14 protein-coding genes are annotated in these 14,689 nt (G+C 41.0%); all 14 read right to left on the bottom strand.

The features are described 5' to 3' along the window. Window positions 1-450: 450 nt before the first annotated feature. Window positions 451-1,191, bottom strand: a complete 741-nt coding sequence (locus AB3K27_RS14105; protein ID WP_368488044.1) for an MBL fold metallo-hydrolase — start codon at window positions 1,189-1,191, stop codon at window positions 451-453. 44 nt (window positions 1,192-1,235) lie between these two features. Continuing rightward, entirely contained in the window at window positions 1,236-1,889 is a 654-nt protein-coding gene (locus tag AB3K27_RS14110) for a flavodoxin family protein (RefSeq protein ID WP_368488045.1), read from the bottom strand. A 16-nt stretch (window positions 1,890-1,905) separates the two neighbouring features. Further along, the gene (locus tag AB3K27_RS14115; protein WP_368488046.1) at window positions 1,906-2,490 is read right to left on the bottom strand and encodes a class I SAM-dependent methyltransferase; all 585 of its coding nucleotides are present in this window, start codon (window positions 2,488-2,490) and stop codon (window positions 1,906-1,908) included. 49 nt (window positions 2,491-2,539) lie between these two features. Continuing rightward, window positions 2,540-3,295 carry a MerR family transcriptional regulator gene (locus AB3K27_RS14120; protein ID WP_368488047.1) on the bottom strand — a complete coding sequence of 252 codons (756 nt, stop codon included), beginning with the start codon at window positions 3,293-3,295 and terminating at the stop codon, window positions 2,540-2,542. Window positions 3,296-3,372: 77 nt separating this feature from the next. After that, window positions 3,373-4,788 carry a serine hydrolase domain-containing protein gene (locus AB3K27_RS14125; RefSeq protein WP_368488048.1) on the bottom strand — a complete coding sequence of 472 codons (1,416 nt, stop codon included), beginning with the start codon at window positions 4,786-4,788 and terminating at the stop codon, window positions 3,373-3,375. 315 nt (window positions 4,789-5,103) lie between these two features. Next, entirely contained in the window at window positions 5,104-6,678 is a 1,575-nt protein-coding gene (locus tag AB3K27_RS14130) for a recombinase family protein (RefSeq protein ID WP_368488049.1), read from the bottom strand. Further along, on the bottom strand, window positions 6,675-7,094 hold the full coding sequence (locus tag AB3K27_RS14135) for a recombinase (protein ID WP_175561981.1): 420 nt from the start codon (window positions 7,092-7,094) through the stop codon (window positions 6,675-6,677). Before AB3K27_RS14135 ends, AB3K27_RS14130 begins: the two co-directional genes overlap by 4 nt. A 1-nt stretch (window position 7,095) precedes the next feature. Beyond that, entirely contained in the window at window positions 7,096-8,655 is a 1,560-nt protein-coding gene (locus AB3K27_RS14140) for a recombinase family protein (RefSeq protein ID WP_368488050.1), read from the bottom strand. A 62-nt stretch (window positions 8,656-8,717) separates the two neighbouring features. Further along, window positions 8,718-8,933, bottom strand: a complete 216-nt coding sequence (locus AB3K27_RS14145; protein WP_368488051.1) for an SHOCT domain-containing protein — start codon at window positions 8,931-8,933, stop codon at window positions 8,718-8,720. Window positions 8,934-9,075: 142 nt separating this feature from the next. Further along, window positions 9,076-9,780 carry an N-acetylmuramoyl-L-alanine amidase gene (locus AB3K27_RS14150; protein ID WP_368488052.1) on the bottom strand — a complete coding sequence of 235 codons (705 nt, stop codon included), beginning with the start codon at window positions 9,778-9,780 and terminating at the stop codon, window positions 9,076-9,078. Between the two features lie 16 nt (window positions 9,781-9,796). After that, entirely contained in the window at window positions 9,797-11,167 is a 1,371-nt protein-coding gene (locus AB3K27_RS14155; protein WP_368488053.1) for a hypothetical protein, read from the bottom strand. After that, entirely contained in the window at window positions 11,164-11,604 is a 441-nt protein-coding gene (locus tag AB3K27_RS14160; RefSeq protein ID WP_368488054.1) for a holin family protein, read from the bottom strand. The genes AB3K27_RS14155 and AB3K27_RS14160 overlap by 4 nt, the downstream gene beginning before the upstream one ends. 81 nt (window positions 11,605-11,685) lie before the next feature. Beyond that, window positions 11,686-14,157, bottom strand: a complete 2,472-nt coding sequence (locus AB3K27_RS14165; protein WP_368488055.1) for a hypothetical protein — start codon at window positions 14,155-14,157, stop codon at window positions 11,686-11,688. An 11-nt stretch (window positions 14,158-14,168) separates the two neighbouring features. Further along, complete coding sequence (locus AB3K27_RS14170) at window positions 14,169-14,672, bottom strand: hypothetical protein (RefSeq protein WP_368488056.1); 504 nt, start codon at window positions 14,670-14,672, stop codon at window positions 14,169-14,171. Between the last annotated feature and the right edge of the window lie 17 nt (window positions 14,673-14,689).

Genomic DNA, 14,689 nt, shown 5'->3' on the forward strand with positions numbered 1-14,689 from the left:
GCAAAAAAATCGGGCCAAAAAATGCACTTTTTTGCCCCGATTTTCGCTCAATTTTCATTCAAAAACCACTACATATTGTGGTTAAACCGTCTTATTTGCCCTTCGAACCACTATTCGTCATCATTATTATCGTTTCAACGTGGGCCGAGACACTCCAACTAATGTCTTAAGTCAAAATTTTGTACCATACGTGCAAGGGAACAAGTCAACTGATTTTTAGCGTTTTCGAGGTATGTGGAAATATATCAACAGTTATTAGGTACTAGGGAACATATCAATAAATACACGGATGAGCCGAGTATGTTTCACTGATATCGACATAAACATGCTGAAAATAGAAAGAAGGCGTTATATGAATAGAGCATCCGCGATATAATACTGTATTGACGAAATGAAATTGCGTTAGCACTTCAGATTTAAATCTTCCTTTTTCTAACATCCTTACCTCATTCACAGTTTATTTATTAATCCTTCAATACATTTGTTTACCTTATCTTCATATAATCCACCATGGTAACAAATTACAGTTTGAATATCGTATGCTATAAGTTTTTCTAATGATTTCTGGTACATATTATGATCGAAATTAATCTGCTCCGGTGAAGGAACAAGATATCCATCCTCAACTCCCAGCATATCACCGGCAATAAGTGTTTTGCTCTGCTTAAGATATAAACAAATATGTCCAAGCGTATGCCCTGGGGTATGAATGACTAAGATACCACCGCAGTACGGCAATTCATCTCCATCCTTTAGTGGCATATCTACTCTTACCTTACTACTTTGAAAACCAGCTTTGAGTTTTTCATATATTGATTTCATTTCGGCAGGCAGAACCTCTAAGCTTGCTTCAAGCTGCTCAAGCTTAAGCGGACATTTATCACCCTGGATATATGGTATCTCCTCCTCATGTGCCAATATATTGATATACTCATGTGATTTTTCCTTAATATTTAAAGCACTTCCAACATGGTCTATATCATGATGGGTAAGAATAATCCTGCTGATTTTATCAAATGAGATTCCTGCCTTATTTATCGCTTTCTCTATTTGAGGAAGTTGACCAGGATATCCTGAGTCAACTAGAATTGCAGTTTCATCATCCCAAACTAATGTGGGGTAAATAACACCCGGCTTCCCCATGACATTTGCCGATATTTCAAGCATTTCTATTCCGCATTCAATCTGCATATTGATTTCCTCCAAACTATATATTCTACATTATACTGTACCTTCTAGATATTGCTTTGTTGAGCAATCCTTGCGCCCATTTCAAAGGCCTTTTGACAATCAGTTGGAAATACCTCTTTTCGTCTTCTAGCCTTTTCCTCTGCATCAAATAGTGTTGCTACATACTTTGAATAATCACTAAATTGATAAGTATCTGTAACAATTAAAGTTTCAGATGAACCAAAAATATGTCCCATGAACATCTCATTAAATTTAAAGTGCTGTTCATATCCCAATTCCGTCATTTGGCTTTCAGTAGCTCCCATAGTATAAATAAATCCTGTATTTATTCTCTTTTTTATAGGAACCGATGGGATTGCTTCATACACAATATATGGATAAAGCAATCTTTCCATAAATGCTCTCATTTCAGCTGAAGCTGTTCCAAAATACACTGGTGAGCCGAGTATAATACCATCTGCCTCCTCAATTTTTTTGAGAATGGGTGTTAACTCATCCCTGACAGCACACTTACCGTAGCTTTTCCCGCCTTTCATTTTACATGCAAAACAACTGGTACAGCCTTTGTAATTAAGATCATAAAGATGAATGAGCTCTGTTTCTGCTCCCTGTAATGCTGCCCCTTCAAGTGCTTTGTTTAATAAAATTGCTGTATTCCATTCTTTTCTTGGACTCCCGTTAAACGCTAATATCTTCAAAGTTTATCCCTCCGTATTAATATATCTTTCTAAAAACAAAATAATATTCATTATCCACATATTTCATCCCACTACTTGAATTCTTCATATATCTTAAAGGCATACTATGCTCCTGCAGTACTTTAAACATTTCTTCACCTGTACCATTTTCCATATGATATTTTTTACCCTTCCTACGAATTAGTGCCTCCAATCTGAAAGATGAATCCTTTAAAGCTTGCTGAGCATCGTTGTGATGGTTGTTCGATACAATAATTCCTCCAGGCTTTATATATTTCTTACAGGATTCTGTTATACCTCCGGCATAGATTGAGAGTAGCAAATCAAAGTTGTTTTCTCTCACTGAAAGCTTCTTAGTATAATCACTATGAATAAACTGAATATAAGCTGACTGCTTATATTTTTTATTGCTGTTTATAATACTCAATATATTTTGATCATCCTGAAAAAACTCCTTCGCTAGTTCACTAATATCGACATAAACAACATGCTGAAAATAGAAAGAAGGCGTTATATGAATAGAGCACCCGGGGTATAATACTGTGTTACAGCCGTATTCAGCTTTTATTAATTCGAATAGCCCCGCTCGCTCAAAATTCAAAGCAGAATAAAACCTATTGTATGAATCAGTAATTCCAACATTTTTCACATTAATCACCTACATAAAAATCAATTGCACTTTTTAAGAACTCAGGAAAGTTTTCTCCGTACTGCACCATATAGTTACTATATAACGGATTATCAACATACAAATTACCCAATACTTTCAAAAGATCATTATCGCATCGGATAAGATTATGATTAATAAACTCTTTAAACTTGCCTATAAGCTCCTGTATTTCAGAGTTATTTGGACTTTTATCCATTCTTATGGATATTTCATTCAAAATGCCATCCATTCTAGACATGATAATTGTCCAGTCATCCTTGGAGTACTCAGATGTTTTTATACCACATTCCTCATCTACATGAGGGAATAGATAAACCATTAAATCCTTTTTCAGTTGTTCCTTGTTTCGACTTATTTCAACTAAATCCAAAGAGGTAAAGATATTAAGATCTTTAGGATTCTCGCCTTGCTCCAAGGAAATAATTGATTTATTTATAGCACCCAATAAAGCATCTATTTTTTCTTGCTTTTTTGTTAAAATCTGTTGCTGCATTTTCAACACTTCCAACTTGTCAGCGTTTGAAGAGTATAATATTTCTTTTATCTCCTCCAGAGAAAAATCCAGTTCTTTATAAAACAATATCTGTGAGAGCTTTTTTATATCATCTGTAGTATATAATCTATATCCAGCCTGTGATACATTCTCTGGTTTAAGCAGCCCAATCTTGTCATAATAATGTAACATCCTGACGCTTACCCCTGTTAAATCAGCAATTTCTTTTATCTTGTAGTACATATTATCTCCTCCACATGTATTATAAACTATGACACCGTGTTAGGGTCAACTAAATTTTCTATTATTATAAACTTATTTTATTTATTATTTCTTTTTAACCCTACAATAGTTAAAATAGTTATGGAATTAAGCGTCAATATCCCTACAATGCATAATATAAGGAAAGCAATATCAGGAGCAAAAAGCTTAATCGTATGCCAGGGTGCTTCCATACTATAGCTTAATATTGGTATGAGACTAGCAGCCAATATAGCTGATAATATTCCGATAGAACACCATAACCTTTTGTTTATTATTGATTTCTTTTTTAACCTAATTATACAAATGATCGATAAGAACATAGTAAGTATTATGATGCCCAAAAGAATCCATTGAATCGTAAAATTCTGTTTCGGCAAATCCAAAGAGCTGGTTTTATTGACAATTGATCTTATACCTTCCATAATACGTGTCACTTGATGATCTTCCATCGTATTGTATTTATTTGTTAACAAAACTGCACTAAAATTCTGCTCAGGAATAAAAAACATTTCAGCTCTAAAATGCGGCGTTGCACCACCATGATAAGGATACCTTTGGTCATTAAATGGGTTGGAGAAGTGCCAGCCGAATCCATATGATCTATCTACTTTAGGTTCTGCTATCAATAAATCATGGTTTTCTTTACTTAGTAGATCTCCTCCATACATCATAAACTTTAGAAATTTTGCTAAATCATTTGAACTTGCAGCAATATATCCATATGGTGCTCCTGAATTATCATAAAACCCATCCACTTTTATCGGTTTACCAAACCATGATTGAAATCCTGGTAAAAGTCCTTTTTCGTCTGCATTTTTGTAGCTAGCAGCCGTATGTTTCATACCTAAAGGAGAAAAAATACGGTCATTCAAAAAATCTGCAAAAGGCTGATTCGAGGCTTTTTCAACAATAGCTCCTAAGAGTAAATAATTAGCAGAGTTATATTCATAAATTTCACCAGGCTCATGAGTTAGTTGTATACCGCTTAGTTCACTTACTGCTTGATTGATTGGGTCTTGATCAGTATACAATCGATCAGTTACTTTAAGGCCTTTGTATTCACTAATACCACTTGTTTGTTCCAAAAGATTACGAACTGTAATATCATTTAAGCTACTTGACTGATATTTAAAATTAGGAATATAAGTTTGAATTGGATCATCAAGCTTAACTTTTCCCTCTTCAACTAATATCATTGTGGCCAACGATGTAATAGGTTTACTCAACGATCCTATTAAAAAAACTGAATCCGATGTCACAGAGGTTCCGTCACTTAAGACACCCCAATTATCCTGATAATAAATATCCCCATCTTTAATAATTATCAAAGATGCTCCTGGAATGTTGTATAAATCAAGCGCATTTTTCACATAATCTTTAATCACATCTTTCTGATCCATAGTTTTAGCCATGGCTGATTGAGATGGCATTACTATTAAAATTATAATTAACAATAATATAAATTTCTTCATTTATCTTTCTCCTTCTCTTCCTAATAATTTCAAATACCAAATAAATAACAGTGCTAACATTGCTTTAAAGCTTCAGCGTTATCTACCCTATACTGATTATAAACCATGACACTGTGTCAGGGTCAACAAAAACTTATATTAAGTTAATCCATTCTCTTATTACTTCTGAAGTTCATAATATTTAAAATTACTTTATATAATAGTTTGATAAAAGGAGAGCCTGAAAAAGAATTTCCTCTATATAGGCATCTATTTAGTTAACAACGAAACCCGCAACTCTGACACAAGAGCTGCGGGTGATTTAGCATTGCTTAGTTATTCATCAATTTGAATTTCAATTCCGGACTTAAATTCAACTATGATGTGGTCGTCATAAACCGTTATCTTTTCCAGGAGAGTCCTTACATAATCTTCTTCATATTCAATCAGCTCACAAGGCAGGTCGTTAAGGAAACGCATCAACTCATCAATTCGCTTTTTCAGATCCTGTCGAGATGCCTGCTCGTTTTGAAGGGACTGCTTCTCATCGCGCAGCCTCCTAATCTCCAGACCAAGCTCATCACCGGTATTCTTAGAATTAACCGTTGCCATTAGCTCCTGCTGCATTGACTTCATCTGTTCATCAATCGCTGCAATCTGATTTGAGGTGACTTCCTCAAGGCTACTCTCGATATTCTCTCGTAATAGTGGTAGGATTGCTTCCTTTTCACGGAACGCTTCGTTTATAGCCTTGATAACTACCTCATGAAGCAGCTCCTCGTGAACAGTTCTTGCCGGGCAATCAGGGCCATCTTTTTCAACCCTGCTGACACAGCGCCAAACGGTGGACTTACACCCGCGATTGTTCCATTTAATTCTGCGGAAGATGTCGCCACAATATGCGCAGAAAACTATTCCAGATAAAGCGTAACGGCCACTATAGATTCGTTTGCGCTTTGTGGTCCCTTTGGTAAGATTGGCGCGTCTTGCGATTTCCCCCTGTACCTTTAGAAAGATATCCTTTGGAATAATAGCTTCATGGCTGTCCTCTACATAATACTTAGGAACCTGACCCTTATTAGCTTCACGCTTCTTTTCAAGAATATCCACCGTATAAGTCTTCTGAAGCAAAGCGTCTCCGATGTACTTCTCGTTTGTAAGTATCTGCTTTAAATTACTTTCATGCCATTTTTCATTACCAGCACCGTTTAGAATTCCGTCGGCTTCAAGAGACCTTTTTATCTGTAAGAAGCTTTTCCCGGAAAGGTACTCTCTATAAATGCGCTTCACGACTTCGGCCTGCTCTGGATCAATGATGAGGTGCCCCTCTTCATCTTTGGTATATCCCAGGAACCAGTTGTGATTGACCTGAACTTTTCCTTGTTGATATCGGAACTGTAAGCCCAGACGAACGTTGGCCGACAATGACTCACTTTCTTGCTGTGCAAGAGAAGCCATAATTGTCATGAGCACTTCACCCTTAGCATCAAGCGTGTTGATATTTTCCTTCTCGAAATAAACACCAATATTCTTGTTTTTAAGGGCTCTAGTGTAATTCAGGCAATCCACTGTATTCCTTGCAAATCGGCTGATGGACTTGGTAATCACCATATCAATCTTGCCGTCGTTACAGTCATTAATCATGCGCTGGAACTCATCGCGCTTCTTCGTATTCATTCCAGAGATGCCATCATCTGCATAAATTCCGGCTAGTACCCAGTCTGGATGGCTTTCAATGTATGAGGTGTAATGCTGAATCTGAGCGTCGTAGCTAGTTTCTTGTTCATCGCTGTCGGTACTGACTCGGCAGTACGCTGCGACTCTGGTTTTCTGCTTTTTGTCGGTTGCTTTTTGCGTCCCGATGGTTTTCTTTGCCGGAATAACCGTTACGTTACTTGCTAAGGAGATCATCCTTCCACCTCACTTTCAATCAGACTGTAAATGTACTCTGCCTGCTTAAATGGATCGATGAATATCTTTCCTGCTTTCGGCATTGTAAATTTAGTAGCTGGCTTACATTCCTCTACCGGCTTATCCGCAAATACTCTACCAAGCCTTCTCTGGCGTTTGATGCGTTCGGCTTCTGCTCTATCAAAAGTCTCCTGATCGATGATCGCCGGATAGTACTTATCGCCAAGGTAGCGTTTATTCTGTAGCATTTTCTTTACACCTGGATGTAGAAGCTTAAGCCCAGCAGCCTCTGCTGCAGCAACATAGGCGAGGCCGGAGAGATAACCTTTGTAAATCATCCTAACCTGCTCCGCTTGAACTTCATCTATGACCGCTTTGCCTTTTTCAATTTTGTATCCATATGGAATCGGCATAATCTCACAACCTTTCTCTTAGTGTTAATCCACACTTTAATACAAAACCTATTTCATATCTTTTGAAAACGATAATGTAATCCACATGCTCCTCAAATGCATCAGCATCAAATTCAGTAAAAATCCTTGCGCTGTTGACGTACTTAATAAGTTTATTCAAAGCCTCAACATGCTCGTACTCATGATTCACGGATGCATATAATGCTTCTTTTTCATCACTTAAACTTTTAGCCTCAGCAAGAAGACCTGAATTCTGATCGTTGAAAACGGCTGGCTCTAAATATTCCTTCGTAAATAAATTCATAAGCTGCTGCCTTTTGTTGAAATTGGCCTCAAGAGCCGCTTCCAGCTTATTAATTCGGGCAATTGCTGCCTCCTGGTTAATTGCTTTAAGACTTGCTAGTAGCGGCTGCAACAACACCTTCTTAGTAAATGCCAACTTATTAATCATGTTTAAAAAAGCCACTTCAAAGCTTTTTTCACGTATAAACTGCATGCTGCATTGGTCTTTTTTCTTAAGATGTGTGTTGCAAGCATAAGCGTAATATTTTACTTTCGATTCGCTATGAGTTCTCCTTTTCCATGTAGCACCACATTCGCCGCAAATAATTTTTCCAGAAAAAGGATAGCGGTTTTGATACTTTGCATCGCCTTGCTGGATTTTCATGTCTTTGGAGCGCTGGTCAATCATTGCCTGCGCCGCTTCAAAATCCTCAACACTTATTATCGCTTCGTGATGCTCAGTAACGTAGTACTGCGCCTTCTCACCATTATTGATATGCCTAACGAAAGTCTCATCGGTAAATGTTTTTTGAAAAAGCACATCACCTTTGTATTTTTCATTTCGAAGGATTGCATTTACTGTGCCCGGTGTCCATTCTCTTTTTCGCCTGGTTGGGATTCCTTTATCATTAAGATCTCTAGCGATTACATGACCACCTTTACCAGCTAAACATTCTGCAAAAATGTACCTTACTACATCAACCTCATCTTCATTGATCACCATCAAGCCATCTTCGTTTTTGTACCCGTAAGGCGGAGAGGCAACAATGTATGTTCCGTTTTGAAATCTCTTCTCAATGGACCATTTTTCATTCTCCGAAAGGGAAATAGACTCACTTTCTGCCAAGCTGCTAAAAATTGTAAGTAGCAACTCATTCTCCATATCGCCGGTGTTGATATTTTCTTTCTCAAAGTAAATGAACACCTTAAGCTTTATAAGCTTTCTAACCGCTTCAAGGCACTCTGTGGTATTTCTTGCAAAGCGGCTGATGGATTTTATAATAATAAAGTCAATCTTCCCAGCTTCACAATCATCAAGCATTTTGATGAGTCCATCACGCTTGGCCATACTTGTACCTGATACGCCTTCATCATAGTAAAGTCCGACGTACTCCCAGTCGGGATTGCTCTTAATGCAGGTCTCATAATGACTTCTTTGAGCATCCAAACTGACGAGTTGTTCGCGACTATCTGTTGAAACACGAGCGTAGGCAGCAACACGCAGTTTTTTAGGTGCCTTCTGAAGTTTCTCATTTGCTTCAATCTTTGTTATCCGTTTCATTGTCTCAACCTCCTTTCTTGCAGTACTATACATCACTCTAAGTGCCTTATTTATCAAGTCTTTTAGGCCATAATCTCTGCTAAAAACGGAGAGAAAGTTTCGCGGTTTTTGGCCATGATCTTGTCAAATTCACTTTGGCTAATAAGACCCTTTTCTAAGAGCTTTTTTGTAAGTTTTTCTGCCACCAAATAATCGTGCTCATTTTTAAGTGAAGCCTCTGTAGGCTTTTCTGCTTCATACTTTATGGATTCAACGGCTTCTAATTTTGTTAATTTCATTCTCTCGACCTCTTTCCGAGGGAACATATCAATCAACACCCTCTAATAGTCCCAGGACAGAAATCAGCCGAATGAACGAAAAAAGCAAAAAAAAATAATGCCTACCGAAAGACGAATCTCTCGATAGGCATTAAACTGATTGTTATTCGCTGTATTTAATAAAGGCATCGGTGAAGCCAGCTGCCTTGACCTTGCTGAGCATGGCATCTGCATTCGCCTTAACAGAAAACGATCCAAGTTGGACTCGGTAATATTTCTTCGGTGCGGTCGTCTCCACCGAAGCGGCAAAGGAAAGACCGGATTTTACATCGGCGCGGAAGGTATCCATCGACTTACCGTGTTTAGGAAACCAATGCAGTACATCACCATGATTGCTGGCGATACCTTGCTTATATCCTTCGCTATGGCAGATAATATCTTTTTCAGTGAGACCAAACTCCCTGCAAAGAAATACACAAAGTTCAACGGCCTCCAGGTACACCTTGTTGAAATAGGTGCTGTCCGAAAGACCATCCTCGCAAATCTCAAAGCCTATATGGGTATTGTTTGCAGTTCCCCCAGCGTGCCAGCCTCGATGGTTCCACGGCAAAGTCTGATATGTGGCGATTGTTCCATCTGCCAGCTTACCGATGAAGGCATGAACGCAAACCTGTCGACCACCGGGCTTTTCTTGATTCCAATGATTGTTGTATTGGTTCTTTCCGAGCAAGCCATCATCCGGGCCAACATAGCGCTTCAGCCATGGGTTATCGGCCCCGGTAGAGTGCACCATGATGCCTTTGGGAATTATCGTTTTACCTGCTTTGAAGCAGGCATTATTCGTTAATATTAACTTGCGTAAATTCATTAAAATCACCTCTAATTTACATGTTGGTTGTTGCAAGACTGACAGGGTATAGGTGGTAGGTAAACTTCAAATCGCAGAAAGCACTCGCCGATGTGCCATCACTTCCCATACTGATATACAGCCCATATCCAGAAGGCACTCGGCTTTGACGCATTTGAATATGAATATGCAACCCAGCGTTTGAACTATCAGCACCGATAGGCGTGCTGCGTGAGATTCTGGTAAAGTTCACTTCATCATTTGAGATATATAAGTCTAGTTCTTTTTCACTTGTATCCGATTGACGGCAAAGGGTAACCAAATGACAATCATAAGCCGTCGGATATAGCAATCCGCCCTGTCCACCTATAACCACACTACCAATGGGCAATAATGTGTGCAAAGGTCCTCGGACACTATTAATCCCGCCCGCACCGGTAGCATTGCCGCTCAACACATATCTCAAATAGCTTGCTCTGGTGAATGCGTTGATAGTAGCTGTTGCAGTAGAGGTAAGGGTCAATGCTGTCGTAGCATTTTCTGTTCTTTCCAGCAAAAATAGACTCTCACCAGAAGGAATAGTAACATCACCAATGGAGAAAATCTGACTCGTCCAATAGGCTGTGCAAGCCGGGTTTGATGATATTCCTGACCCATAAGCAATGTTCGCTACATCTTGGATACCCCTTATAGCTTCGGCAAGTTTCTTGACGGTATTACGGAGGGTGCCCTGGATTAACACTTGCACATTATTTGCGGCAGGGCTGCCCAAAGCCGTAACAAAGGTATATGTTACCGTCCCGATTACTACGTTGTTGCCATTCGTGATGCCATTAAATGTGATGGACGCTCTTCGGCTTATCATATCCGGTGCTGTGGCAGTTTCTATCGGATGCAAATGGTTCAGGAGAACCCCAGTCCGCATATACAGATTGTCGCGCGTATCTTCGACCAAGTCGTGTGTAGTGTTTAACAAGTTATAAGTGAGATTTAGCAGATTATTTATCTCATCAATATCCAGTTCAGCTAAGGCAGAAAGCACTTGATTGAGCCATTCCTGTGCTGGCGGCTCGGGTGGTTCTGCGATACCGTCTGCAAGGGCCTCCTCGACGATGGTCAGTATCCGAACGCTTTTTCCAACCACATCGCCATAAGTAACCCTTATCTCCAGCTGACCGACACCGACTAGCAATGTATCCGTTGCGCTGGGCGACCATGTAAGGACTCCATCGGCATAAGTTGTGATCACAGGGTATGCAATACCATCAGGTCTTTTGTATATAGCATTTAGGGCTGCTCCGGGGTAAGTGCCATCTAACAAACTGGAAACATCAAACTCAAGGTGGCGAAAGTAGTGTTCCCCTCGTCTACCGATGAACACGGTTGCTGCTTTAGTTAAATCAATCATATTCCATCACCTGACTTAGGGGGCTCATCATCACGCCCATGTAGCTGTTTTAGAACCTCCTTGAGTTTTTCAGGTATTGGTAGCCCAATATGTCCGGCATTCTCTAAAATAGACACACCTTCATTGCTCAAGTAGAAGAAAATTACTGCTGTCCTAAGGACACCACCATTGTCCCCAGCACTACCCAGTATCTGCGTATCAAGGATATGGGCTACACCCACCAATGTAAAAATAAGAACCTTTTTGAAGATACCTTTCGCGCCGATTTCACTGGACAGCTTTTTATCTACAATGGCACAGAGCACACCGGTCACATAATCTATGGCTACAAATGCTATGAGCGCATAAAGGAATCCGTCCAGTCCACCAAGAAACCACCCGAGAAAAGCACCAACAGCAGCAAAAACCAGCTGCATCCAATTCCAAATCTCTTTCATTTGAAATACCTCCATTTCATGAATTTGTGTATAGAAAAACGCTCCCGCAAATTACGAGAGCGCTATTGGTTTGTATTGTGTCTAAAGCTCCAAGATCAGGTCTTGAATTTGTTGCATCACATCCGCTTTTGGTCGCCCAGTTCCAATGGGCAGCCATGTTATGGGCGGGATATCAAAAGTAGACGAGGAATCAAAGTTGTTCACTATTGTAATAACCGACTCGATGGCTTTTCTAAGCTCTGTGATGTGGAAAGGCCAGTTTTTGATATTGCTTTTTCCAGCAACAATCTCCTCACTCCAAGTCACCTGAGACAGATTGTAATAACTACGTACTGTATTTACAGCAGTTCGTAGCATCTGGATATGAATTGCCTTTACATTCGTTTCGTTCGCGGTGATCGTCTCAAATGGCGGTGGCAATACAGTAAAAGTGCGTACAACCTCCGGACTTGACGACTCAATATCACTATCAAGGCAGCGGACGGTCACAGTATGGTTCCCTGCGGCTAGCGCTGCCGATTGAAACACCGTTTTTACACCATTACCCAGATAGCCGCTTACGGAAAACATCTCAGGGTTATCTATGCTGTTAATCCAAGTACCCGTGTCGATTTTTACTTCTACAATCTGCGTTTGACCATCCGGCTCAATACCCGTTGTAATCATGAAACGCGGTGTAGCCTTGTAACTTGAACTGCCAGATACCGGGCAGACGATTAGTGGTGCAGTCGGCGGACTATTTTTCTTTACTGTACCGCTTACTACATAGGCAGAAACTGCATCCAATGTATCGGTTACGCTGATACGGTAGCGGGTATACATTCCAGCTATCTGAGAAGCGTTCGCTATATATGTCCCAGAGGTTGAACTTGTAACGACAATTGTCAGAGCCTCATATGCCGACCAGTTAATCCCGTCCATTGAAGTTGAACGCTGAATGACATACTGCTTTATAGCGCTGGTTCCAGGTATCGCTCCGCTCCATGTAAGAGTTACGGTGCTGGATTCGTAAATGGCAGGAGCGGCGGTAAAGGAAGTCGGTGGCGTGGGCAGTGTATTTCTGTGGACCGTGTTGCTGGAAACAGTCCAATCTGAGTAGAAACTCTCGCCAGCTGCGCCACGTGTTCTTACCCTGAATCGGCGGTAATTCCCGCGTGTAGTCGGTGGACTGACGATTACACTACCACTTGTCGCTGAAGTGAACACCGTAGCTAGTGCTGTCCAGGCTCCCCATGTGCTGTTATCTATCGAATCACTATATTCTATCTCATAGGATGTGATGGAATTTCCCGCACCACCGGCTGCTCCGCTCCATGAAAGGGTTACGTTTCCTTCGGCCAACGTTGTGCTTACTGAGCAAGCGGTCGGCGCTACGCAGGCAGTAATATCGCAATAGATGCTGTTACTGACAACCTCTGAAGAGTAAACATCAAGAGTATCTATTGTCCAAATGCCGAATTGAGTATAAGTTCCTGGAATTCTTGATACATTTGGGTTGTAACTACCGCCGCTTGCCGAGAGTGTTAGAGTGGTAAGAACGTTCCATGAACTCCATGTACTGTTATCCGTGGATGTTCTGCTGGCAATCTGGTATCCCTTTATCGCACTTGTTCCACCGGAAGCTCCGCTCCATGTCAGTGTAATGGTTTCATCGCTATAGTTTGCTGGAGAAGCGACTGCAGTGGTTGCCGGACTTGGTACAGTATTTCTACGGACGGAATTCGTCGAAACCTTCCAGCCCGAATAATAGCTTGCTCCTGCAGTACCACGTGTCCGTACCTGAAACCTACGATAATTGCCTCGAGTCGAAGGCGGCGCAACAGAAGCGCTACCGCTAGTGGCTGTTGTGGTTACCGTGGTAAGTGCTGTCCATGCTCCCCATGTGACATTGTCAGCGGAATCGCTGTATTGTATCTCATAGGAGGATATTGAGTTATTTATACCGCCCGATGCACCACTCCATGACAGAGTAACATTGCCTTCCGAGAGTGTTGCATTTAACGAGCAGGAAGTCGGAGCACTGCAAGCGGTTGTACGGCTCGCCCAATTAATGGTCAGTACAATCTGACTTAAGTTGTCCCTTGCGCCAAAGCCCATGTAGTTTAAGGTGCTGGAGCCTGCATCCATGAATAGGCAGTTGCTGGCACCACTACCGATGGAATCTATGAGCGCGGTAGAAATGGCGATATCTTTTGCGCCTTGTCCGGCTGAAACGGTATAGTTATACCCAGAGGTAACCTTTGTCGGCCTACTCCCGGACACACTGGTGCTGGAACTGGGTGCTGGCATGCCGGAAGCATTTCCAGCATACAACGTCATGGTTCTGGCTGAACCCCAGTCACCCGCAGCTATCCTGACAAGGTGAATGCTGGCCGATGTGGGATAATAGTTTGCGTAAGTATTCCGGATACTGGCAAGGTCAAACAGCATAGCTCCTACGTTCTCATAATTGTTAGCATCAGGATAGACACCTTGCCGAACATAATCCGTTACACCTGCGATCCAGCTACCATTACGCCATGTACACGCATTAGTTGCCTGATATGTTGCCATAGAAATTCACCTCACTCATATACCGCCGAAACCAGCGAATTTACCAACCCACAAAGGTCGGTATTCAAACGGGTGTCAGTAATGTTATTTGCGACTATTGATGTAGCGGCTGTAGGTACAAGCACATCTGCAATACCAAGTTCATAGATGTCGCTGGTTCTTGTTAGAGCAGGTGCCACTGGTGTTGCAGCGGGAGTACCAGCAACAACAGCAAGCTGAATGCTTCGGCTGATCTGACTTAAACGGATCACAATTCGGTCAATGCGGGGATTGCTTCCGTTTGCAGTTGTCAGTGGCATATTTAAGACATCCGTATTCTCATAACGGTATCCGTTAATCCATGCACTTCCTGCTGCCACATTCACAGCTAAGCCAATTGCTGGCGATACCTGTAGGTTTGTTGCTAACATATAAAAAACACCGTTGGAGACGAGGCTTCCGAAATATGACGCAAAATCCGCAGCATCATAGACTCTGTCTCCGTCCGATGAGTTAAAAAATCCGCTTTTCTCCATACACTATTTTCCTCCTT

This window comes from Clostridium sp. BJN0013 (genome assembly GCF_040939125.1).
Lineage (GTDB): Bacteria > Bacillota > Clostridia > Clostridiales > Clostridiaceae > Clostridium_B.

Bases quoted from the DNA above. Each gene is read 5' to 3' on its own strand.
- AB3K27_RS14105 (WP_368488044.1), bottom strand. From the start codon at position 1,191: ATGCAGATTGAATGCGGAATAGAAATGCTTGAAATATCGGCAAATGTC.
- AB3K27_RS14120 (WP_368488047.1), bottom strand. From the start codon at position 3,295: ATGTACTACAAGATAAAAGAAATTGCTGATTTAACAGGGGTAAGCGTC.
- AB3K27_RS14125 (WP_368488048.1), bottom strand. From the start codon at position 4,788: ATGAAGAAATTTATATTATTGTTAATTATAATTTTAATAGTAATGCCA.
- AB3K27_RS14130 (WP_368488049.1), bottom strand. From the start codon at position 6,678: ATGATCTCCTTAGCAAGTAACGTAACGGTTATTCCGGCAAAGAAAACC.
- AB3K27_RS14140 (WP_368488050.1), bottom strand. From the start codon at position 8,655: ATGAAACGGATAACAAAGATTGAAGCAAATGAGAAACTTCAGAAGGCA.
- AB3K27_RS14145 (WP_368488051.1), bottom strand. From the start codon at position 8,933: ATGAAATTAACAAAATTAGAAGCCGTTGAATCCATAAAGTATGAAGCA.
- AB3K27_RS14150 (WP_368488052.1), bottom strand. From the start codon at position 9,780: ATGAATTTACGCAAGTTAATATTAACGAATAATGCCTGCTTCAAAGCA.
- AB3K27_RS14155 (WP_368488053.1), bottom strand. From the start codon at position 11,167: ATGATTGATTTAACTAAAGCAGCAACCGTGTTCATCGGTAGACGAGGG.
- AB3K27_RS14160 (WP_368488054.1), bottom strand. From the start codon at position 11,604: ATGAAAGAGATTTGGAATTGGATGCAGCTGGTTTTTGCTGCTGTTGGT.
- AB3K27_RS14165 (WP_368488055.1), bottom strand. From the start codon at position 14,157: ATGGCAACATATCAGGCAACTAATGCGTGTACATGGCGTAATGGTAGC.
- AB3K27_RS14170 (WP_368488056.1), bottom strand. From the start codon at position 14,672: ATGGAGAAAAGCGGATTTTTTAACTCATCGGACGGAGACAGAGTCTAT.